Annotated in this window: 17 protein-coding genes; 6 read left to right on the top strand and 11 right to left on the bottom strand. The window is 28.8% G+C overall.

What is annotated here, in order from left to right; genetic code table 11:
- Nucleotides 1-155: 155 nt before the first annotated feature.
- Nucleotides 156-434: a stationary phase-response protein gene (locus M2325_RS01940; protein WP_209590443.1), complete on the top strand. Its 279-nt coding sequence runs from the start codon at nucleotides 156-158 to the stop codon at nucleotides 432-434.
- 214 nt (nucleotides 435-648) lie between these two features.
- On the opposite strand, the gene M2325_RS01935 is transcribed toward M2325_RS01940, so the two are convergent.
- The 3 genes from M2325_RS01935 to M2325_RS01925 all read right to left on the bottom strand — a co-directional run bounded on the left by M2325_RS01935 (nucleotide 649) and on the right by M2325_RS01925 (nucleotide 4,546).
- Nucleotides 649-1,191: a YkgJ family cysteine cluster protein gene (locus tag M2325_RS01935; protein WP_209631586.1), complete on the bottom strand. Its 543-nt coding sequence runs from the start codon at nucleotides 1,189-1,191 to the stop codon at nucleotides 649-651.
- Between the two features lie 180 nt (nucleotides 1,192-1,371).
- Nucleotides 1,372-3,489, bottom strand: coding sequence for an ATP-dependent protease LonB (lonB, locus tag M2325_RS01930; protein ID WP_209590440.1), 2,118 nt, complete (start codon nucleotides 3,487-3,489; stop codon nucleotides 1,372-1,374).
- A gap of 334 nt (nucleotides 3,490-3,823) precedes the next feature.
- Complete coding sequence (locus M2325_RS01925; RefSeq protein WP_259050666.1) at nucleotides 3,824-4,546, bottom strand: hydrogenase 3 maturation endopeptidase HyCI; 723 nt, start codon at nucleotides 4,544-4,546, stop codon at nucleotides 3,824-3,826.
- Nucleotides 4,547-4,755: 209 nt separating this feature from the next.
- Here M2325_RS01925 and M2325_RS01920 point away from each other — a divergent pair, with 209 nt between their 5' ends.
- Nucleotides 4,756-5,301 carry a GNAT family N-acetyltransferase gene (locus M2325_RS01920; RefSeq protein ID WP_209590437.1) on the top strand — a complete coding sequence of 182 codons (546 nt, stop codon included), beginning with the start codon at nucleotides 4,756-4,758 and terminating at the stop codon, nucleotides 5,299-5,301.
- 80 nt (nucleotides 5,302-5,381) lie between these two features.
- Here the strand turns inward: M2325_RS01920 and rqcH are convergent, their stop codons facing one another.
- Nucleotides 5,382-7,592, bottom strand: a complete 2,211-nt coding sequence (gene rqcH, locus M2325_RS01915; protein ID WP_259050664.1) for a ribosome rescue protein RqcH — start codon at nucleotides 7,590-7,592, stop codon at nucleotides 5,382-5,384.
- Nucleotides 7,593-7,788: 196 nt separating this feature from the next.
- Here rqcH and argS point away from each other — a divergent pair, with 196 nt between their 5' ends.
- A complete protein-coding gene (gene argS / locus M2325_RS01910) occupies nucleotides 7,789-9,552 on the top strand; it encodes an arginine--tRNA ligase (protein ID WP_259050662.1) in 1,764 nt (587 codons plus the stop codon).
- 114 nt (nucleotides 9,553-9,666) lie between these two features.
- Here argS and M2325_RS01905 read toward each other — a convergent pair whose 3' ends face one another.
- The 4 genes from M2325_RS01905 to M2325_RS01890 all read right to left on the bottom strand — a co-directional run bounded on the left by M2325_RS01905 (nucleotide 9,667) and on the right by M2325_RS01890 (nucleotide 12,050).
- Nucleotides 9,667-10,155, bottom strand: a complete 489-nt coding sequence (locus M2325_RS01905; protein ID WP_245314038.1) for a DUF2115 domain-containing protein — start codon at nucleotides 10,153-10,155, stop codon at nucleotides 9,667-9,669.
- Between the two features lie 17 nt (nucleotides 10,156-10,172).
- Nucleotides 10,173-10,745 carry a TIGR00267 family protein gene (locus tag M2325_RS01900; protein WP_209590432.1) on the bottom strand — a complete coding sequence of 191 codons (573 nt, stop codon included), beginning with the start codon at nucleotides 10,743-10,745 and terminating at the stop codon, nucleotides 10,173-10,175.
- 150 nt (nucleotides 10,746-10,895) lie between these two features.
- Nucleotides 10,896-11,201 carry a KEOPS complex subunit Pcc1 gene (locus M2325_RS01895; protein WP_209590430.1) on the bottom strand — a complete coding sequence of 102 codons (306 nt, stop codon included), beginning with the start codon at nucleotides 11,199-11,201 and terminating at the stop codon, nucleotides 10,896-10,898.
- A 24-nt stretch (nucleotides 11,202-11,225) separates the two neighbouring features.
- Nucleotides 11,226-12,050 carry an adenine nucleotide alpha hydrolase family protein gene (locus M2325_RS01890; RefSeq protein ID WP_245314085.1) on the bottom strand — a complete coding sequence of 275 codons (825 nt, stop codon included), beginning with the start codon at nucleotides 12,048-12,050 and terminating at the stop codon, nucleotides 11,226-11,228.
- Between the two features lie 435 nt (nucleotides 12,051-12,485).
- Between M2325_RS01890 and M2325_RS01885 the strand changes: the two genes are divergently transcribed.
- Nucleotides 12,486-13,964, top strand: a complete 1,479-nt coding sequence (locus tag M2325_RS01885; protein WP_259050660.1) for a B12-binding domain-containing radical SAM protein — start codon at nucleotides 12,486-12,488, stop codon at nucleotides 13,962-13,964.
- A gap of 118 nt (nucleotides 13,965-14,082) precedes the next feature.
- Here the strand turns inward: M2325_RS01885 and M2325_RS01880 are convergent, their stop codons facing one another.
- The 3 genes from M2325_RS01880 to M2325_RS01870 all read right to left on the bottom strand — a co-directional run bounded on the left by M2325_RS01880 (nucleotide 14,083) and on the right by M2325_RS01870 (nucleotide 17,020).
- Complete coding sequence (locus M2325_RS01880) at nucleotides 14,083-15,390, bottom strand: NCS2 family permease (RefSeq protein ID WP_209590426.1); 1,308 nt, start codon at nucleotides 15,388-15,390, stop codon at nucleotides 14,083-14,085.
- A 241-nt stretch (nucleotides 15,391-15,631) separates the two neighbouring features.
- The gene (locus M2325_RS01875) at nucleotides 15,632-16,375 is read right to left on the bottom strand and encodes an ATP-binding protein (RefSeq protein WP_259050659.1); all 744 of its coding nucleotides are present in this window, start codon (nucleotides 16,373-16,375) and stop codon (nucleotides 15,632-15,634) included.
- A 195-nt stretch (nucleotides 16,376-16,570) separates the two neighbouring features.
- The gene (locus M2325_RS01870) at nucleotides 16,571-17,020 is read right to left on the bottom strand and encodes a hypothetical protein (protein ID WP_209590422.1); all 450 of its coding nucleotides are present in this window, start codon (nucleotides 17,018-17,020) and stop codon (nucleotides 16,571-16,573) included.
- A gap of 366 nt (nucleotides 17,021-17,386) precedes the next feature.
- Here M2325_RS01870 and M2325_RS01865 point away from each other — a divergent pair, with 366 nt between their 5' ends.
- Together M2325_RS01865 and cobJ are read left to right on the top strand one after the other, a co-directional pair.
- Nucleotides 17,387-19,474 (top strand): protease inhibitor I42 family protein, encoded by a 2,088-nt coding sequence (locus tag M2325_RS01865; RefSeq protein WP_209590419.1) that lies wholly within the window; start codon nucleotides 17,387-17,389, stop codon nucleotides 19,472-19,474.
- 320 nt (nucleotides 19,475-19,794) lie between these two features.
- Complete coding sequence (gene cobJ / locus M2325_RS01860; protein ID WP_209590417.1) at nucleotides 19,795-20,556, top strand: precorrin-3B C(17)-methyltransferase; 762 nt, start codon at nucleotides 19,795-19,797, stop codon at nucleotides 20,554-20,556.
- Nucleotides 20,557-20,562: the final 6 nt, after the last annotated feature.

Genomic DNA, 20,562 nt, shown 5'->3' with positions numbered 1-20,562 from the left:
AAATAAGAGTAAACCATATATAAAATAACTACATATATTTATAAATAAATTTTATACGACATATAAACCATATCTAAATTTTAATGGGATTATATTTATAAATAAATTCAAATACATAAATTTATCTAATTTAAACACGGTTGAGGTGACTGTTTATGTTCACAGCTAAAGAAGTAAGCACAGAAGATAAAATTAAAAATATTACATACATGTTAAAAGAAATTATAGAAGATACTACCGTACCAAGAAATATAAGAGCTGCTGCAGATAATGCCAAAGAAGCTTTAAACAATGAAGAAAACGAGTTTATCGTAAGAAGTGCTACAGCAATTCAATACTTAGATGACATTAGCGAAGACCCAAACATGCCAACACATACAAGAACCCAGATATGGGGAATAGTAAGTGAATTAGAAACAATTAAAAATGATTAATTTAAATTATAATTTTAATTTTGCATAAATAACTAAAAAATAAGTGATTTTGTCCTAATTTAGTTTAAATAATGAATGAATATATTTTTTAGTATTTTAAATTTTTAAAAAATAGTAATAGTAATACATATATAATGTATTTTTATCTTCGAGTATATTCTTATTTTATTTTATTATTTTAATTTCTTTTTTTATTTTCTTTTTTTATTTTCTATTATTTTTTAACCAATCTCTTTTTAGCTTTTTCAAATAACTCTTCAGGAGTTACTTTTTCTTCGCCCATGTATGTGTATACAGTTATTGCGTGTTTAAAGTATTCTTCTTCAGGAGGTAAATCGCCTAAAAACATTCCTTTACAATTTTCAAGGAACCACGGGTCATAGGTCAATTTTAATTCAGCTGAATTTTTGTTCTTTTTTCCGCCCTTGTTTTTGCCGATGAGTTGAATAGAATAAGGTCTTAATCTACAGATTATAGGTCTTACCTTATAAATTGTACATTTTCTATCTTCGCCTAAAAATACACATTTTGTCTTTGAGGTTTTTAAGACTCCGTTTTTTCCATTCCAGCTTTTTAAATACTTTGAAACTACTTCTTCAAATGTTATTTTTAAAAAACCTGCAATATTTGCAATATCTTTCTTAGTTACAGAGGGGCTGTCACAACATCCTCCACAGAACCTACAAGACCAAGATATGCCTTCTGTTTTATAGTTTGAGTTAGAATTCGAGTTAGAATCGGGGTTTGAATTAGTCATTTTTACACTTCCATTTATGATAACTATCAAAATAATATGCCATTTTAATATTTATATTTTTAATAACTATTTTTTAAATAATTATTATTTCCAGATTGAGTTTTTAAATTAAAAAATAAAATTGTAGTTTTAAATTAAAATAGAAAATAATTCAAAAAAGAAGAGAATTAATTTTTTATTTTATTGTATGTCAAAAACCAAAGGTATTAATTCATCCAATGTTTTAACAGGGATTACTTCTATACCTTCAATATTAATAACATCTTTGTAATTTGAGTAAGGTACAATTACTCTTCTAAATTGGTATTCTTTTGCAGCGTTTATTTTTTCGTTTACTCCGCCAATAGCTAACATATCACCGTTTAAATCTAAACTTCCGGTTATACAGAAGTCTTGCTTTATAGGGATATTCAATAATGATGAAATAATGCTTAAGCATACTGCAGCTGTTGCAGAGTCACCATCTATTTTTGAGTAAGATTGGCTGAATTGGATATATATCTCTTTTTCAGATAAATCTGTTCCACCATCTTTTCCTTTTAATGGTAATGTACCGTCTGAAACTAATTTTTTGGACAAAGCTGATGCTAATGTTATACTGTGCTTTGCAATGTCTCCTGTTATATTAAGAAGGCTTGTTTTAGGGTTTTTGGCATTTAATACCTTTGTTATAATTCTTGTAACATCCCCTAATCCTTCACCACCGAGAACTGCTAAACCGTGAATTACACCGACTGTAGGTTCACCATTAGGGTGTATATTCTTATATTCTTTGAAGTTTTCGAGGTAATCCATTGCAACTTGCTTTTGCATACTGTATATGCCAGTATCAAGAACTCTTTCAACGTCTGCTAACTCGATAGGTTTTTTATCTTTTAATTTACCTTCTGCTGCATTCAAATCAGATATTCTTGCTTTTAATTCAATTCTTAATTCATCTACACTTTTATTAGATTTTTTAGTTGATTTATATGTTTTACCAGTTATTTTATTAACCACGTTCTTAAGTTTCCCAGCTTCCTTATCGCCCTGACTTAATTGTTCAATTATTAAATCAGATTCTCCTTCATTATCATCTAAATCAAGAGCTCCGTTTTTAGTAAACTCATTTAAACTTTCACTTAATTCTTTACCAGTAGCAATATCATTTGCCATTTTTATGATATTTGATAATCTTCTAAGTCTTAAAGTAAGCTTATTTTTGGAACCAGATAACAATTGTGCTAATTTAACTAATTCACAGCAAGCTTCATAAGTCATAGGGTTTAAATTATTATTTTTAATTTCCTGAACTATAAATTGTAATAATTTATCCCTATTTTCCGTAGTATTATCCATTTTATTCTTTAAAACTACTTTATAGTCAATTCTATCCATTAAAGGAGCTCTTAAATTTGAAACATCGTCCATGTTACCCGACATTATTAAGGTAAAGTCACATGGAATAGGGTTTGTTTCCACAGATGCACCACTTGAATTAGGGTTTCTACCACTTATTGCTAGTTTTTTATCCTGGATTGCTGTTAATATGTAATCCTGAACATCTAAAGGCATTGTTTTAATTTCATCTACATAAAGTATACCTTTGTGTGCTTCGTGAATAGCACCTAAAATTACCCTTTTATGTGGTGGAGTCCCAATTGGAGGTTTACCCCCTAAAGGACAGTGTTTTATATCCCCGAGTAATTTTGTAGTGTTGTAAGCACTTGCTCTAACTAATGGTCTTTTTGGGCATTCGTATAAAACCATTGGTTTTAAATCTGCAGGGCTTATTGAATTAGGCATTGATGCTTTTGTAGCTCCGAATATTGCAAGGAATAATATAATAAATGCAATTAAGGTGCCTACAATGGTCGTAGTTGCTACTATACCTAACATTTGAGTTTCTGGAACCCCTTTTAATAAAAATTGAGTCACTAGGATAAAACCGAGCATGATTAATACGAGAGTTAACATGCTAGGAGGCTGTCTCATAACCTTTGGTTTTTCTTCAGGCATGATTCTTTCGATAACGTTGCCCTCTAAAAGTTCAACCATTGGTTTTTCAGTGTTCTTTAAATTTGGTTTTGAAATTATGGTGTATGGGGTAAAATGTCCGGAATTTTCCAATAACTCACCAAATGCTTTAACCATCATAGATTTACCGACACCAGGGTCTCCTAAAAGTAACGCATGTCTTTTATTTTTAACTGCGTTTAATACGATTTCTACCGCTTCATCCTGTCCGATAACTTGATTTATCAAATTAGGTGATGGTTCAGGTAAATCATCTGTAGTAGTAAATTTGGTTGAAAACATTAATTCACCTTTATATTAAATTATTTTATAATTGTATAATAATTGTATAATACTTGTATAATACTTGTATAATAATTGTATAAGTCTTGTATAGATTATAAATTTAGTACGTATAGTATAAATTATCATTTTATCTTATTTATATCATAATAATCATAATTAGATACATTATAAATATTTTTGTATTATATTCTGTCATGTATTTACGTTTTAAATTACTATTATTCTATTTTCAAATATGTTATGAAATAATCTATGTTACTTTATTATACTATATTAACTTTTATGAATATTTTATTGTTTTAAAATTAAAAATTAAACTTAAAATTTAATTTTAAAATTTTAAGAATTCATCAATTTTTAAAGCAAATTCTTTTGAAAATTCTTGCAATATACACCCTGCTTCTTTCGACAAAGTATTACCAAATTCTAAAGAATAAGGTTCAAATCCAACTATTGAAATATCTGTATCAATATTTGATTTTACATACTTAATGAGCACGGATAAGGGTAATGCGTGGGTAGAAAAACCTACTGTTGCTAGTTGATTTTCGTCGATTAAGTCAATTGTTCCGAACTCTTTGTGCATTAATGCAGCATCCACGATTACTATTTTAGAAGGTTTTTCAGCTTTAATCAAATCTGTGAAGTTTTCAGGAACTACGCCAGAATCTAAAAGTACTAAATTGTCTTTAATTTTAAAAACTTCTATATAATCGGTTTCGTTTTCAGCTTCATTTTCATATTTATCAATATCTTCGTTAATAATTTCGTCTTGTAAGTGCAATTTTCTAACGTAATATCTTCTTAAAAATCTTACTAACTCTACACCAAAACCGTCATCACCTTTTAAATCATTCCCTACACCCATAATCATTAATTTATCGTTTTTAGAGTCTTTAAATACTTCTGATATCATGGCTTGATAATGATTGCGTGTATCATTACTTGGTGTAGCACATACAACATTATTGCCCAAATTTTTGTTTTTGTTTTTGTTTTTGCTGTTATTTTTAGTTTCATTATCTTTGCTTTTATTTTCCAAATTAAAATCCATAATTACACCAAAAAATACCCTACTCGCGGTTAACTATTTAATTAAGTATTTAGTAATATATACTATATATAATATATATTATGAATTGATACAAAAAAATAAAAAACAATATTTAAAAATTAAATTGTCAAATTATATTTAATACGTAATACGCAATAAGTAAATTTAATATTTAATATTTAATATTTTAAAAATTAAAATGGGGTACTATGGTAAAAGATGATATAATTATCAGAAATGCAAGTATTGAAGATATAGACCAAATTATGAATTTAGAAATTAATAGTTTTGATACAGGAATTAGAGAAGTAAAAAAAACCTATGCTGACAGATTAAAAATCTTTGAAGATGGCTGTTTAGTAATTGAAGGAAAAAATAAAAACATAATAGGTTTTGTAACATCTGAGTTATGGGATGTTATTAAAGAAAACAAAGATTATTATAAAAAATTTGATTTGAATCATGATGTAAGTAAAGTTCATACTGACGAAGGAAAAGAGCTTTATATCTCATCGATAGCAATTTCTAAAGATTACCAACATAAGGGTTATGGAAATTTAATATTTAACAAATTAATTGATAAAATGATTTTAAAATACGGTATTGAAGCCGTCAGTTTAATAGTTTCGGAAAATTGGGCTAGTGCAAGAAAACTATATAATCGTAATGGATTTAGTGAAATTTACAGAATTGAAGAGTTTTTTAATTGCAACGATGGGAAATTCAACGGAATAATTATGAAAAAAGAATTATAAAATAAAAATTTTATTTTTTAGTACTCTATTTTTAGTACACTATTTAGTATTTTATTTTTAGTAATTTAATAACTTATTTTTTATTTTCTACGCGGTAATCGCCTATCTTTACTATTCAAGTATTCACTTTCTCCAGGTGGCAATATACTAAATATATCTTCGTCGATTAACTCATAATCCTTGAATTCATTTAATAGTTGTTTTACTAAATTACTCTTCTTAAGTTTACCAGGTTTAATTAATTCATATTTTTCAAATGAATTTTCAATTGTTTTTGATGGTGCCGTTGTTACTCGTTTTTCACCATCATATTCTAAGATACCCACACCTAAATCCAAAGGAGCACTTCTAATAAAGTTTCTTTTACCCCTTATTACAAAAGCACCTTTTTTAAGGAATTCCCCACTTTCTGCAGTCTTAGAAATTTGTTCAGGAGTTACCCAATATACATCTGCACTACCCAATCCTAATTTCCAAGCTTTTGAATGAGAAACTGCGAATTTGGCCACTTCTAATAAAGTTTCTTCACTTGGAGTTTCTTCGGACGTATTTTTAATAACAGTAAATGGAGCTCCTTCCATTAATGTGTGAAATACTATATCGTTCTTTTCTAAGTATTTTTTAACAATTATTTCATTCGTTGTTGCATCCTTACCTGCAATAACTAAATAATTATCAATTATTGTCCATTTTAACTTTTCATACCATTTTAATACTCTTCTTTCCTTTTTCTTAATGTTTTGTTGCTTTTGTTTTAAAAGTTCAGCGTCAAGTTCTGTTTGTTGCTTTACTTTAGCTAATTTCTTCTGAGATATTTCCAAAGCGGTAATTACACCAGCTACTTTATATTTAAACTTCTTAGCCTTTGTATAATAATCGTCTGCATTTTCAAAAGCAGATTTTCTTATATCTATTGCCACATTTCCTTTTAAAGTGCCTAAATCTCCACCATATTCAGCAATTAACTTTAAATTTAATTCAGCGTTCTTTTCGTTGATACTTTCAACTTTACCAAGTATCGGATTGTCTTTATTTTCAGAAATGATTTTCTTAATTTGCTTCCATTCCATTTTTTCGCGAGCTGAACGGATTGTATTTATTATTTCGTCAATTTCTGTGAAATTTGCATATATTAAATCACCTTTTTCGTGGTTTTTAGCAGATTGCTTTTCATACTTGGCTTTTGTTTCAATTTGGCTGTTTACAATTCTTTCTTGCTTCTTTATAAGCTTGTCAAGTTTTGTTTCTTCTTTTTTAATATCCTTTTGAAGTATAAATTGGGAAAAATACTCATCTAATGCAGTTAAATAGCTAGTGTAGTATTTTTTATAGACCTTTATGTTATTCTCCACTTTTAATTTTATTAAATTAGGTAAATTGCTTTCTTCATATCTAATTAACTCAATTGGGCTAACATCGATTATTTTTTTAGCAATGCTTTGTTGTTCTTCTTTTTGGTTATTTTGGTTATTTTGTTCTTCTTTTGTTTTTTCTTCAGCAATTATTGTATAAGGTTTAGTTGTAGTTAACAACTTAAAAAATTCCTTTATTCCACTATAGAGTTGCTCTGATTGCTCTCCGTTTGGATTTTTTAAATTTTTATCCATATTTGCTATTTTACAAATTTCTTCGGCATAGACTCCCGCCAATCCAAAAAGTCTTGAGATAATTCTTACAATTTCCAAATCAATGAATTCTTCTTTCTTCAATTCTTCTTTAAAGATTTTTTTGGTGACTTCATACTCTAAATTAGCAGGTTCTAAATCTCTTTGAGTTGGGAACCTGTATTCTTCCTTAGGTATTAATTTACGGTCGCTAAAACGTTCAGTACGTAACGGCATTATTATTTTATTGTCGCTATCCAATAAAATTACGTTTCCATCTTTAAATAACTCTATAATCAGCATATATTTTAATTCATTCCATTCAAAGGTTATTTTTACAATTCTGTCAAAGTTATGTTGCTCTATTTTGGTAATTTTTATATTTCTTAAATTTTTTCTCAACAGCATAACAAAAGAATGAGGATTCTTTGGTTTTTGACGGTCATATTCGGTTTTAGTGATATATTTATATTTTCCGATACCGATTATTATTTCTTGGGTTCCCATCTCGGTATTATGGACTTTTAAAATTAATTCCCTACCATCTTGGTTATTTACCAAAAAAGCTTTGTCAAATTTGGCATTGATTAAGCTTTGAAGTTCTTTAACAGCTACACTTATATCAATGTTTGTCATTTCTTTTTTTTCGGTCTTTAAATGATTTAATAAATCTGAATTATTTTGCATTGTAACACCTACGATATTCGATAATTTGATTTTTATAGGATGAAAATCTATAATATCGATAATAATTATATATTATAAATATATAAACATATAAACTTGTACTCAAAATTATATTTAATTTACCATACTTGATTTTAATTCATTATAATTCATTATAATTCATTCCAATAAAAATAATTACTTATTGAGGGAAATTATGTCAAACGAGATTGAAAATAAACTTATAGAAATTTTAAACGAAAAAGTAAAAAATTTAACCGGCGAAGAAATAGAAATAAGACTAGATGAGCCTCCTTCCATAAATATGGGCGATTATTCTACAAATATTTGCTTTAGATTAGCCAAGCCACTTAGAAAAGCCCCTAAAATGATTGCAGAAGATATTGTAACTCAATTAATTGATGAAAACGATTTAAAAGCTTTAAAAATAGAAAAAATAGAAGCTTTAAACGGATACATAAATTTCTTTGTAGATTACAATGAGTTTTCAAAAGATATTTTATCTACCATAGGAGCTAAAAAAGAGTCTTTTGGTAAATTAGATAACAAGAATGAAAAAGTTATCCTTGAACACACTTCTGCAAACCCCAACGGTCCTTTCCACATTGGTCACGGTCGAAACATGGTTATAGGAGACAGTTTAAAGAGAATCTTAATAAATGCAGGCTATGACGTTGAAACACAATATTATGTAAATGATATGGGCAGACAAGAAGCTATTGTAGTTTATGGACTTGATAAATTTGAATTAGACGGAGAAAAGAAACACGACCACGGAATAGGCGAAGTTTACGTTGAAACTAACAAGTTATTAAACGAAAATGAAGAACTTAATCAAGAAATCCTTGATTTAATGAGAAACTACGAAAGTGATTGCGAAATCTTTGAAAAAGAAGGTAAAAAATCTGAAATAATGGGTAAATTCGAAAAAGCTGTAAATTATACCCTTGATGGATTTAAAGAAACTTTGGGAAATTTAAACATTTACCATGACAAATTCGTATGGGAAAGTAGTTTTGTTAAAAATGGCGACGTAAAAAACTTGATAGCTCGTTTAAAAGAAACTGGAAAAGTAGTTAAAGATGAAGTTTACAGATTGGATTTATCCGACTACGGAATCGAGAAAAAAATGGTTCTTGCAAGATTAAACGGTACTAGCTTGTATTCTACAAGAGATATAGCTTATCACATTGCTAAAATGGAAAATTGCGATAAAGCGGTTAACTTACTCGGTGCAGACCACAAATTAACCGCTATTATGGTAAATAAAACACTCAACTTATTGGACTACAATGAAGCAGATATTGTATTTTATGAGTTTATTTCATTACCTGAAGGCTCTATGAGTACAAGGCGAGGTACATTCATTAGTATGGATGAATTACTCGAAGAAGCAAAAGTTAGGGCTAAAGATGAAATTATTAAAAGAAATGTGGCTACCGATGAAGCTGAAATCGAAGAAATAGCCAATAAAATAGCAGTAGGTGCAGTCAGATACAACATCGTTAGAATTTCACCTGAAAAACCTATGATATTCAGATGGGACGAAGCTCTTGACTTTGAAAAAGTAGGTTGTCCAGTAATCCAGTATGCTCACGCTAGATGCTGTAGAATACTTGAAAACGTTTCAGAAATGGGTAATTCAGATACATTAAATAATTTAAATAATTTAGATGCTGAATTCAACTACGAAATGAACGATAGTGAAAAAGTTCTCGTAAGAATGTTATCAAAACTTCCTGAAATCATTGAAAAATCTGCAGACGTTAGAAAACCTCAAATATTGGCTAATTACGTTCTTGACGTTGCGCAATCATTTAACAAATTCTATGGAAATTGTCCAATCCTGAAAGAATCAGACGATATTAAAATTCCAAGAATTAAAATTGTTAATGCGACCAAAACAGTTCTTGAAAATTCATTAGACCTCTTAGGTATTGAAGTTCCAGGTAAAATGTAATTTAAAACAGCGTTTGTTGAATTAAATTTGCAATATATGGAAAATGGTAAAAATAATAATAAATAGTAAAAAAATAATAATAAATAAGTTAAATTTTTAACTTTTTTAACTTTTTTAACTTTTTTCTAGTTCTTTAATATCTTTACAGATGCAAAATTCACATATCGATAACTCGTTATTTTGCGCTTCTTTTATAGGGCAGTAATAGACTCCGTTTTTAGATACTATTGATTTTTTACCTGGAAATCTAGTCGTTAATGCGTGAAGGGGTTTTTTAGCAAAGAAAACTAAATAAGGTATCACAATTCTAAATATCTTATAAGATTTATTTTCTTTAACTGATAGAACTTCTAATCTACTTAGTAATCTTTCCAAGTCTTCTTCTTGTATCTCAAAAGTCTCTAAATTATCTAAATTCACAGCTTTAATCTCTTTAATTATTTTTGGGAAGTAGGTAAAAAAATCATCGATATAACATTGCCTATACCCTTCAGGTAAATATTTTAATTCCTTTTCAAGCTCTATCTTCGCATTTATAAAGTCGTAAATACTTATTTCAAAACTTTTTTCTTTCAAATCCTCTAATAGCATTTTAATATCCAAAATTTCACCTTATTACCTTAGAAGAAACCTTCTACTAATTTTGAAATAATAGCGACTATAACACCGCCCGCTACCATTTTTAAACCTGCGATTATAAGATTTTCACGTGAAAGTCTACCTATATAAATTCCCAATACGAATAATATTATCAGTGTTAGGCCAATTGCCAAAAGTATCGCTTCAGCAGGTTTGACTATAAAGAACGGAATTACAGGAATTACAGAGCCTATTATCGTACTTATACCATCGTAAATACCACAATAAGCACTTTTTTCCACTTTAACTTTGTATTCACTCGTCTTTTTTAAGTAACCTTCTTCCATTAATAGATTTTTTTCCTTATAACTTCTTTCTTCTTCTATCATTGCCCTTTCTGCAGTTAAAGCACCCAATATGTTTGAAATACCGTTTGCAATACCCCCTCCAATACCCGCAGCTATTATAATTGAAGCAGAACCTGTGCTTGCACCGATTACTACGCCCAATGTGGATAATGAGCCATCTATAAGCCCTCTTACGACATATCTTTTATCAAATTCCTCGATAAATGTTTTTAAAAATATTTTGATTGATTCAAAATTAAATTTCATATTAAATCCGCTCAATTATACTTGTTAGTTTTAATTTATTTAGTTTTAATTTTTAATTTTTAATCCATATATTAATCATTAAGTGATAATTAATAATTAATAATTAGGGGTTAGACTTATTTTAATATATATTATTCTTTTTTCTGTTTTTTATTTTTTTTCACTAATTTTATTAAGTTTATTAAGTTTATTAGATGTATTAATTTCTTGAATTTTTTCTGCCATTTCAAGGTTTACAAAAAAATCGTCAATTATATTTTTTAAAGAACCTATGGAGTTAGTTTCAACAGAAAACACCAATTTCCCAGTATTTTGTAATCTATCCATATCTTTATTTTCAAATTCCTCAAAATTAGTTTTTATAATCAATCCTGCGTTAACATCGTCAACTTTTAAACTATCCACTATGATTTTTGAAGAATCAAAGCCCATTTTGTACGTTACATTCTGTATCATAAAATCATCCTAGTTATATATTATTTATATATTATTACTTTTTTCCACTTTTTCTATTTTTACGTTTAGCCCCCTATTTTTAAGTTCCTTAAGTACTTCTAACGGCACTTCAGGGCATTCTAATGAGGAAAGTGCCTCTTCTTTAGTCATTAAACCATAACGTATCATTGCAGAAACTCTATCGTATTCAAAACTAATATTGCGCCTTTTATAAAATTCTTGTAGTGCGTACCCCAATACTAAACAATTTGTAGTATATCCCCCCAAATCGGGTTTATTCCATGGTAAGTTGTCTAATATCTCGTATCTCTCTTTTTCAGATAATTTATAACCTACCAAGAGTCTTACTAAAGTTATGTCTTTTTTCATGTTTCTTAAGGCGGTAGTCCCGAAAGGCAGTTCATGACCTGTAACTATCGTAGTAATGTTTGTTTGTCTTGCAAAATGCCATAACTCGTGCATATTCATATCTGAACATATTCTACATGGGGATTCTCCCCGTTCTATCATTTTATTAAAAAATTTTGTATAATCTCTATTTAGCACTAGCCAATCAACTTTAAAGTATTTTGCAATGTTTTTGCAATTTTCCATAGCTTCATCGGCCATATATCCATTATCAACAGTTACACACAAGGGTTTTAATTTTAAATCATTTACTAATAAATATAGTGCCACTACACTATCTTTACCCCCTGAAAACCCTAAAATACAGTCATATTTATTGTTCTTTTGTTTTTGTACTCTCAAATGATTAAATAGCTCTTCACTCATTTTTTCAAAGTTTCGTGGAAACCTCAAGGCATTTATACACTCTATGCAAAATTTTTTTCCATTATATTCATACATAGGTCTTGTTTCGCTAGTGTGGATACATAGCTCGCATTCTGCATATTTGTTATATGGAATTGCCCCAAATTCCTCTAATTCTCTTGTTTTTTTGGCAAATTTTAATTCTGTAGATAATTTATATTTTTTGTCTATTTTATTCAATTTATCCTTTTTAATATTATCCTTGTTATTTTGTGTTGCATCATCCATATAAATCAGTTAATTTATTTTATTATTTATTGTTAATCAGTATTCTTGCCATACATTTCAATATGTTTTCTATTCTTTTAGTATTTTTACTATGCAATTATTATATAAATAATTAAACTAATTAATACAATTAGATGTAAAATACAAAGTATAAGATGTAAAATACTATATGAACTAATATAAAAATAAGTAAAATAAATAAGTAAAATAATAATACGTAGGACTTCATTTAAAAGGGATAATATGCAAAATTTTAACTATAATGCCGGAATAATATACCCCAATAAATTTAAAGGCGGTATAGCTTGCCTGGCTACACATATTTTGAACGAAAATCTAAGTAAATACAAAAATATCCACTCCGGAGTGTATTTCATAGAAAATTATGGCACGATAAAAAATTCCGATGCAATTATAATAACACTTCAATACGAAAATGATTATTTCAATGTCATCAAAATCGTCAACGAATTAAAAAAAACCAATCCAAATGCTAAATTTATAGCAGGAGGTCCTTGTGCAATTGCTAATCCTTTACCATTGATAAATTTCTTTGATTATTTTGTAATTGGAGAAATAGAAGGTAGCGATATAATGTATGACATCATAACTGGACAAGATGATGATTTAAGAGATAAATACTATTCAAAAGAACAAAAATCCGGTATATTAATTTCATCAGATATTTTAGATATTTTTGAAACGTCTGGACTTTCAAACTTAGAACTTTCAAATTACGACGAAGAAACACAGGCAGAAATTTATTATAATGAATTATTAAGCGTAATCGAGAAAATTAAGAAAGAAAATAGCATAAAAAGAATTTATCCCAAAAAATTGGGTTTGGAAGATTACCCGATAGAACAACTCACACATGAAGAAGGAGCGTACGGAAAAGCTTTTCTACTTGAAATAGGGCGGGGTTGCCCACGAAGATGTAAATTTTGCATGGCCAAATGTATTTACTATCCTCCAAGATATAGGAAACTTGAGGATTTAAAATATATTGTAGATGAGGGCTTAAAACACACTGATGCCGATAAAGTAGCACTTATAGCTCCTTCAGTGAGTGACTACAAACACGTTTTAGAATTATGTCAATATATAAAAGAAAAAGATGTTAAAATTTCGCCATCTTCCCTTAGAGCAGATACTCTTACCGAAGAATTACTTGAAATATTGGAATTAAAAAGCCTTACAATAGCCCCTGAAGCTGGAAGCCAACGTATGAGGGATAATATTTACAAAGATGTTTCAAAAGAAAATATATTAAATGCAGTAGATATTTCAAAAGAATTTGGCATAAATACTGTAAAATTATACTATATGGTTGGTTTTAAAGGCGAAAAATCTGAAGATATTAATGAAATAATTTCATTAACAAAAGAAATTAAGGAAAAAGTCCGTAAAGTAGACGTAAGTATTAATCCGATGATACCTAAGCCGCATACCCCATTTGAAAGTCATGCTTTTGATTTAAGTAGTAAAAAGAAAATAAAAACAATTGAAAAAGAACTCAAAAAGTATAAAGTCAGTGTCGACTACGAGAATTTTAATTCCATGATTGCACAAACAATTTTATGCAGGGGTGATTTTGAGATTTCTGAAGTCTTAAAATCTGTAAAAAACCCAAATGAACTCATAAAAGCTGTAGATAAGGACATTTATCTTTGTGAATATGATACTGAAGAAATACCTTGGAATTTTATTCAAATAAAATAGTTAAAAAAGTAAATAAGTTAAATTTTATAACTTATTTTCTATTTTATTATTATTATTATTATTATTATTAGTATTATTATTAGTATTATTAGTATTTTGATTTTTATCCTATTTTCTATTATTGTCCATATATTGCAAATTTAATAATGAATAATAATGCCAATATGTAAACTAAGGGGTGTACTTCCTTGTATCTTCCAGAAAATACTTTTAATATAGGGTATGATATGAAACCTAATGCAAGACCATTTGCAATACTGTATGTAAATGGAATACCTACTATTGTAATAAATGCAGGTAATGCTTCGGTTATATCATCTAAATCGATATTCTTGATTGCCAATATCATTAAAGAACCAACAAATATTAAAGCTGGTGCTGTAGCGTATCCAGGGATTGCAGAAACTACCGGGTAAAAGAATGTTGATAATAAGAACAACAAAGCTACAATTACTGCTGCAAATCCAGTTCTACCACCTACTCCAATACCAGAAGCTGCTTCAACGTATGAAGTAACGGTTGAAGTACCAAATATAGCACCTATTGAAGTACCCACTGAATCTGCCATTAAAGCTTTATCTACTCTTGGTAATTTACCTTCTTTATCCAAATAACCTGCTTGTGCACTCAAAGCATTTAAGGTACCAATTGTATCGAACAAATCTACAAATAAGAATGCAAAGATGATTGAAACAAAACCCATGTTTAATGCCCCTAAAACATCCATTTGTAAAAATGTAGGCATTACGTCTGGAGGCATTGAAACAATTCCTGCAGGGAATGGGGATACACCTAATATCATACCTAAAAATGCAGTTAATAGGATACCTACTAAAATAGCACCTTTTACTCTTTTTGCAGATAATACGCCAATTAATAATAAACCAAATAATGCTAAAATAACAGCCGGGCTTCTAACGTCACCTAAACCTATCAAAGTAGCAGGCATATCTACTATTATACCAGCACTAATCAAACCAATGATTGTAATAAAAAGACCGATACCTACAGCAGTACCATACTTTAAAGATTTTGGTATGGCATTAAAAATCCATGACCTAACTTTTGCTAACGTAAGAAGAATAAAAACAATACCAGAAATAAAAACAGCACCTAATGCAACTTTCCAATCTACACCCATTCCCATACATACAGAATAGGTAAAATAAGCGTTAAGACCCATACCTGGAGCTAAAGCAAACGGATATTTTGCATAAACACCCATAACAAATGTTGAAATTGCTGCTGCGACACATGTAGCAACCAATACCGCACCGTAATCCATACCAGTTAAACTTAACATTCCAGGATTAACTGCTATAATATAACCCATTGTCATAAATGTTGTTATACCGGCCATGGTTTCAGTTTTATAGTTTGTACCGTACTTTTCAAATTCAAAATAATTCGCAATGCTTTTTAACATATGTTATTTCCTCCTTTAGATATTTTTTGTTCAATGTAAATACATATTAAAGTTTATAAGTAATATAATATAAATATTACGAAGATTAATTTAAATATATTATTTTATTAATTTTAATAAATCATATATAAACTAGTGATAAAAAGCTAAAAAAATAAATAATAAATAATAAATAATAAAGATTTAAAAGATTTAAAAAATAAATTTTACAATTATAAATTAATGTATACAGGGTATTAATTTATTCCTTAATACTACCATTTATAGCAATAACTATTTTATTTATTTCAACGTCTAGACCTTCTAAAGCATTTTTAACAAGTGAATACATCGAGCTACAACAAGGTACCTCCATAATAGCCACGGTCACTTTTTTAATATTGTTTTTTTCTACCATTGCCCTTATTTTTCGTTCATAATCACTTATTTCGTCCAATTTAGGACATCCTATAGCCAATATCTTCCCATCTAATAATTTATTGTGGAAATCGGCATATGTAAACGGTACACAATCGGCTGCTACCAAAAGATGTGCATCTTTTAAATATGGTGCATTTTCTGACAATAAGTGTAATTGAACCGGCCAATTTGCTAATTTTGGCTCTATATTACATTCACAAGTGTTTCCTGATTCTTTATTATCTGTACTCGTTATTCTGTGACTTAAAGTTTCTGCTCTTTTTGTTCTGTCTAAGCTCATAGGTGCGGAACTTGGGCAAGAACAGCCTTTTCCATGACTGTGACCTTCTGAAGTTGCATGCTCGCAAGCACTTTTTCCATCATCGCATATTATGGTTAAAGCATCTACCGGACATACGTCTAAACAGTTTCCTAAACCATCGCAATTGACTTTTTTATCCGGATCTACTTTTACTTTCCCCGTTTCCTCGTCTGGTACCAATATGCTTTCTTCACAAATATTTACGCACAATCCACATTCTTTATATCCTAAGCATTTATCCTGATTCACTATTATTTCAATCAAGGTATCACCTCAGAATTAATTTTATTAGATTATTAATTCATATATATTAATATTAAAATAGAGGTTTAATACAATTTTGGTTATTAAAATAATGTATTATAAAAATGGTATATTAGGATATTAAAATAGCTAAAAAATAAAATAAAAAATAAAAAATAAAGATTAATAAAGTAATTTAAAATAAGTTAAAATACTTTAATTTTTAGAATCTAATTTTAAATCTTGCATATAATTATAGAATGAATACTCTGGCGATACTAAATACCAAGCTTTTTCGCTATCTTCGTTATACAATATTGCCATAAATTCTAAGGTTTCGTTATCAATACTATGTCTAAACATTATGAAAGGTTTCTTTTCTTCTTGTATAATAAGTCTAAAATCTTTTAAAAGTCCGTATAATTTACTAAAATATGATGTTTCTTCACAATTTTCACATAATTTAGCATAACTATTATTTGAAAGATATACTGGTAATATGACGCCCCTTCTTTTTGCATATTTTGAGACATCTACAATTCCTTTGGATAACATTTGATTTCTCAAAGCAGTTTCCTCATCTAAATCCCCGACAGTATATTCGGAATTAGATACGTCTAAATCACTTTTGACGCTAATCTTATCTTTTTTGATACTTTTACTCATATTCCCCCCAGAATATTGGTTCAATAAAACTGAACAAAGTATATTTAACATAATTTTACAAAATCAAAACTTTAGTTAACTTTAGTTAAATTTAATTAAGTATTCCGAATTAATAGTATTTACTTGATTAATTGATTAATTGATTAACTAATTAATTGTTTGATTATTTGCAAATATAATTATAATGTATGAATATTTTTGAATTGTAAAACTAGTATATTTCTATATGGGTCTAATTATTTTTATTACTTGTCATTTTTTTAACAAATGGCATTAAAATTTTCAATACCTTAAATTTTCAATTGGTTCAAAGATAGATACATAAATGAAAAAAAATAAAATTATATATTGTAAGGAGGGGAAATAATGAATTTAAAGATTTATCATTTGATAGGATTATTGCTACTACTAGCAAGTTCGGGGATTGTTTTTGCTGAAAATTCAAATTACAACCTTGGAAATAAAGATTTGAATATGGTAAAAAAAGAACTAGGCGAATATTATACTTGGGGACCTGGAATGGGTCAAGGTCAATACTGTAATTGTTTAGAGTATGATTATTCCAATATGAATGAATTTTGCCCTTACGATGGAAATTTGTCACAATATGGCAATATGAAAATGATACGTCAGGAATTAGCAAAAGATGAAGTATACATAATAAGATTATCAGAAAACCCATCTACGGGCTATAAATGGTATTATTCAACAGATACGAATGAAGCAGGCTTTATAACTGATAAAGGCTATCATATGTATCAAAATTCTGAAGAAGGATTGATAGGTAGTGGAGGATATCACGAGTACTACATTAAAAGTCAGGTTCCTTCAGAACCTTATGCAATGTTCTACAAAGCTAGAATGGGTCAAGAAGGACTTGAAGAACCAGTTGAAATGATAGGATATCATTTTACCATTTTAGATGAAGGCATGCCTATTTTAAAAGAAATAGGGGTTTCAGAAATAATAAATCCAAGTTTTATGTCTAAAAGTGGCATGGGTTATAAATGGGTTGCGGAGATAGATGGGGACGCTGCCAATATAGAATACGTTGAATACGACGATAATCAAGGTTATAATTTAGGTCCTGTAAATACATGGTATATAAAAGGTGCTAAACCGGGTTTATCAAAAGTTAGATTCACATACTGGGATGAAAGCAATTCAAAGGCTTTAATGACTAGGGAATACATAGTTTCGGTAAATGAAACTGTAAATCGATACATACCGCAAGGATATACTCAATACGTTATGTTGAACGAAAATCCATCAACTGGATTTTTTTGGAAATATAACTACAATTATCAGAATTGTACTGGATTACAAAATTATTCACAATATCGGAAAGGCTTAATGATAGGCGAAAAAGGATTTATGCCATACAATAGAGACCCCATGATAGTAGGTCCAAGCCCAGGTATGGAAATTTGGGAATTAAGCGGTACTATGCCTTGTTACGTTGATGCACAGTTTAAATTATACGCTCCAAGTGGAGATGTTGTTCAATGTAATGATTATGGATGTGCGATAATTCCAGATTCCGAGTACATTGAGAAAATCGTTAAATTGGGCGATGTGGTAGAAGTATCACTCAATGAAAATCCTACAACCGGTTACGAATGGCAATATATTAAAGATAATAAACTAGAGTTGCTAAGTGAAGAATACATTCCAAATAAAAATATATTAGGAGTTGTAGGGCAGGGGGGAAGTCACGTCTGGAAATTTAAAGCGGTAAGAGAAGGAACTTCTTCACTCAAATTTATGAATGGTAGAACTTTTGAAAATACATCTGTTAGAAATATATTCTATGAAATAAAAATAATTGGGGAAAGTTATGACGTAGCACTTGAATCAGAGGGCTCAGATACGGTTAATATAATATTACCTAAAGATAAAACGTTTGATATAAAATTATACGATGGAGATAGAGATAAAACCTGGAAATTAAGCCCTTATTATACAGGTGTACGGGTAGTAGATGAAGACTATATACCTGATACGACGTCTGCAAATGGAATATTACCAATAGAAGATAAAGGATATAACACTTGGATTTTAAAAGCAACTAGGTCGGAAGATATACCTGTAATCTTTGAATATGTAAATGCCAGTGGTTATGTATTCAAAACTATGACTTATAATTTAACAATTATGCCAAGTTATACCACATCATACAAAGGAATTGAGTTAGGTCAAGATTTCATCTTGGAATTACCTGAAAATCCAACTACTGGTTATACTTGGTACTACTTTATCGATGATGAAAACGTCGTTAGGGTAAATGAAGAAAAATACGTTCCAAATGACATCCAACTCTTAGGTAGTGGCGGAACTAAATTCTGGGTATTTGAAGGAGTAGGAAAAGGCTCTACGACAATTAAATTTGAATATAAGAGAAGTTGGGAAGAAGAACCAATTTTAGAATATTTATTGACTGTTTACGTTAATTAAATTAAAAATAAAAAAATAATTAAAAATAAAGTAATAACCCAATGGTAAAATAAATATTAAATTAATATCTTTCTACTCTTTTTTCATTTTTAATTTAAAGATTATATCTTAATTTTATGTAAATTTTTATGTAAATTTATTATATACGATTTATATAGGGAATAGTAATAAAAAAATAATATATAGTAGGAAAAGATACTAGTTTAAAAACAGTACATTAATAAATTAAAAATAATCTAAAATAATCTAAAATAATCTAAAATAATCTAAAATAATATCATATTGTATATTATTATATATTTTATAATTATGGTGTAAATATGTTATATGTTATAGGAACAGGTCCAGGGAACAATCAATATATCACAAAAGAAGCTGATGAAGTATTAAAAAGTGTAGATTCGATAGTGTGCTATTTAGGCTATAAAGAATTTGTAGAATCTTATGGTAAACCCGTACACAGTACTGGTATGACCAAAGAAATCGATAGAGTTAAATTTGCATTGGAAAAATCCAAAAGTGAAAATGTAGCACTTGTTTCGAGTGGTGATGCTACCATCTATGGTATGGCATCATTAGCCTATGAATTAAACAGAGAATATGACTACGGTGTAGAAATTAAAACAGTTGCGGGGCTATCTTCCGCAAATATGTGTTCTTCAATTTTAGGAGCTCCTTTAAATCATGATTTTGTTACAATTAGCTTAAGCGATTTGTTAACTCCTTTTGAAATTATTATGAAAAGGATTCTTTGTGCTTTAGAGGGAGATTTTGTTATTTCATTATACAATCCACTTAGTACAAAGCGTAAAGACCCTTTTTTACAAACCATGGATTTTATAAAGTCATATTCTCAGGATAGGGACGTTAACTATATTATCGGCATTGTAAAAAATGCAGGTCGAGATACTGAAGAATTTAGAATAACTACCATTAACGAACTATTAGATAATTTAGAAGAGTATATGGAATATATAGATATGAAAACTACGCTTATTATAGGAAATACCAATACAAAAGTAATCGATGGAAAAATGATAACCCCTAGAGGTTACTTTAAGAAATATATTGACAATGAATAAGTAAAT

The organism is Methanococcus voltae PS, from assembly GCF_024807035.1.
Classification (GTDB): domain Archaea; phylum AGJL01; class Methanococci; order Methanococcales; family Methanococcaceae; genus Methanococcus; species Methanococcus voltae.
Note: the sequence above shows the minus strand (reverse complement) of the source record. Positions and strands in the feature narration are given on the sequence as shown.

Coding starts and splice junctions, on each gene's coding strand:
- M2325_RS01865 (WP_209590419.1), top strand. CDS start 17,387: ATGAATTTAAAGATTTATCATTTGATAGGATTATTGCTACTACTAGCA.
- M2325_RS01920 (WP_209590437.1), top strand. CDS start 4,756: ATGGTAAAAGATGATATAATTATCAGAAATGCAAGTATTGAAGATATA.
- M2325_RS01885 (WP_259050660.1), top strand. CDS start 12,486: ATGCAAAATTTTAACTATAATGCCGGAATAATATACCCCAATAAATTT.
- M2325_RS01890 (WP_245314085.1), bottom strand. CDS start 12,050: ATGTATGAATATAATGGAAAAAAATTTTGCATAGAGTGTATAAATGCC.
- rqcH (WP_259050664.1), bottom strand. CDS start 7,592: ATGCAAAATAATTCAGATTTATTAAATCATTTAAAGACCGAAAAAAAA.
- M2325_RS01895 (WP_209590430.1), bottom strand. CDS start 11,201: ATGATACAGAATGTAACGTACAAAATGGGCTTTGATTCTTCAAAAATC.
- M2325_RS01900 (WP_209590432.1), bottom strand. CDS start 10,745: ATGAAATTTAATTTTGAATCAATCAAAATATTTTTAAAAACATTTATC.
- M2325_RS01935 (WP_209631586.1), bottom strand. CDS start 1,191: ATGACTAATTCAAACCCCGATTCTAACTCGAATTCTAACTCAAACTAT.
- M2325_RS01880 (WP_209590426.1), bottom strand. CDS start 15,390: ATGTTAAAAAGCATTGCGAATTATTTTGAATTTGAAAAGTACGGTACA.
- M2325_RS01940 (WP_209590443.1), top strand. CDS start 156: ATGTTCACAGCTAAAGAAGTAAGCACAGAAGATAAAATTAAAAATATT.
- cobJ (WP_209590417.1), top strand. CDS start 19,795: ATGTTATATGTTATAGGAACAGGTCCAGGGAACAATCAATATATCACA.
- M2325_RS01925 (WP_259050666.1), bottom strand. CDS start 4,546: ATGGATTTTAATTTGGAAAATAAAAGCAAAGATAATGAAACTAAAAAT.
- M2325_RS01870 (WP_209590422.1), bottom strand. CDS start 17,020: ATGAGTAAAAGTATCAAAAAAGATAAGATTAGCGTCAAAAGTGATTTA.
- lonB (WP_209590440.1), bottom strand. CDS start 3,489: ATGTTTTCAACCAAATTTACTACTACAGATGATTTACCTGAACCATCA.
- argS (WP_259050662.1), top strand. CDS start 7,789: ATGTCAAACGAGATTGAAAATAAACTTATAGAAATTTTAAACGAAAAA.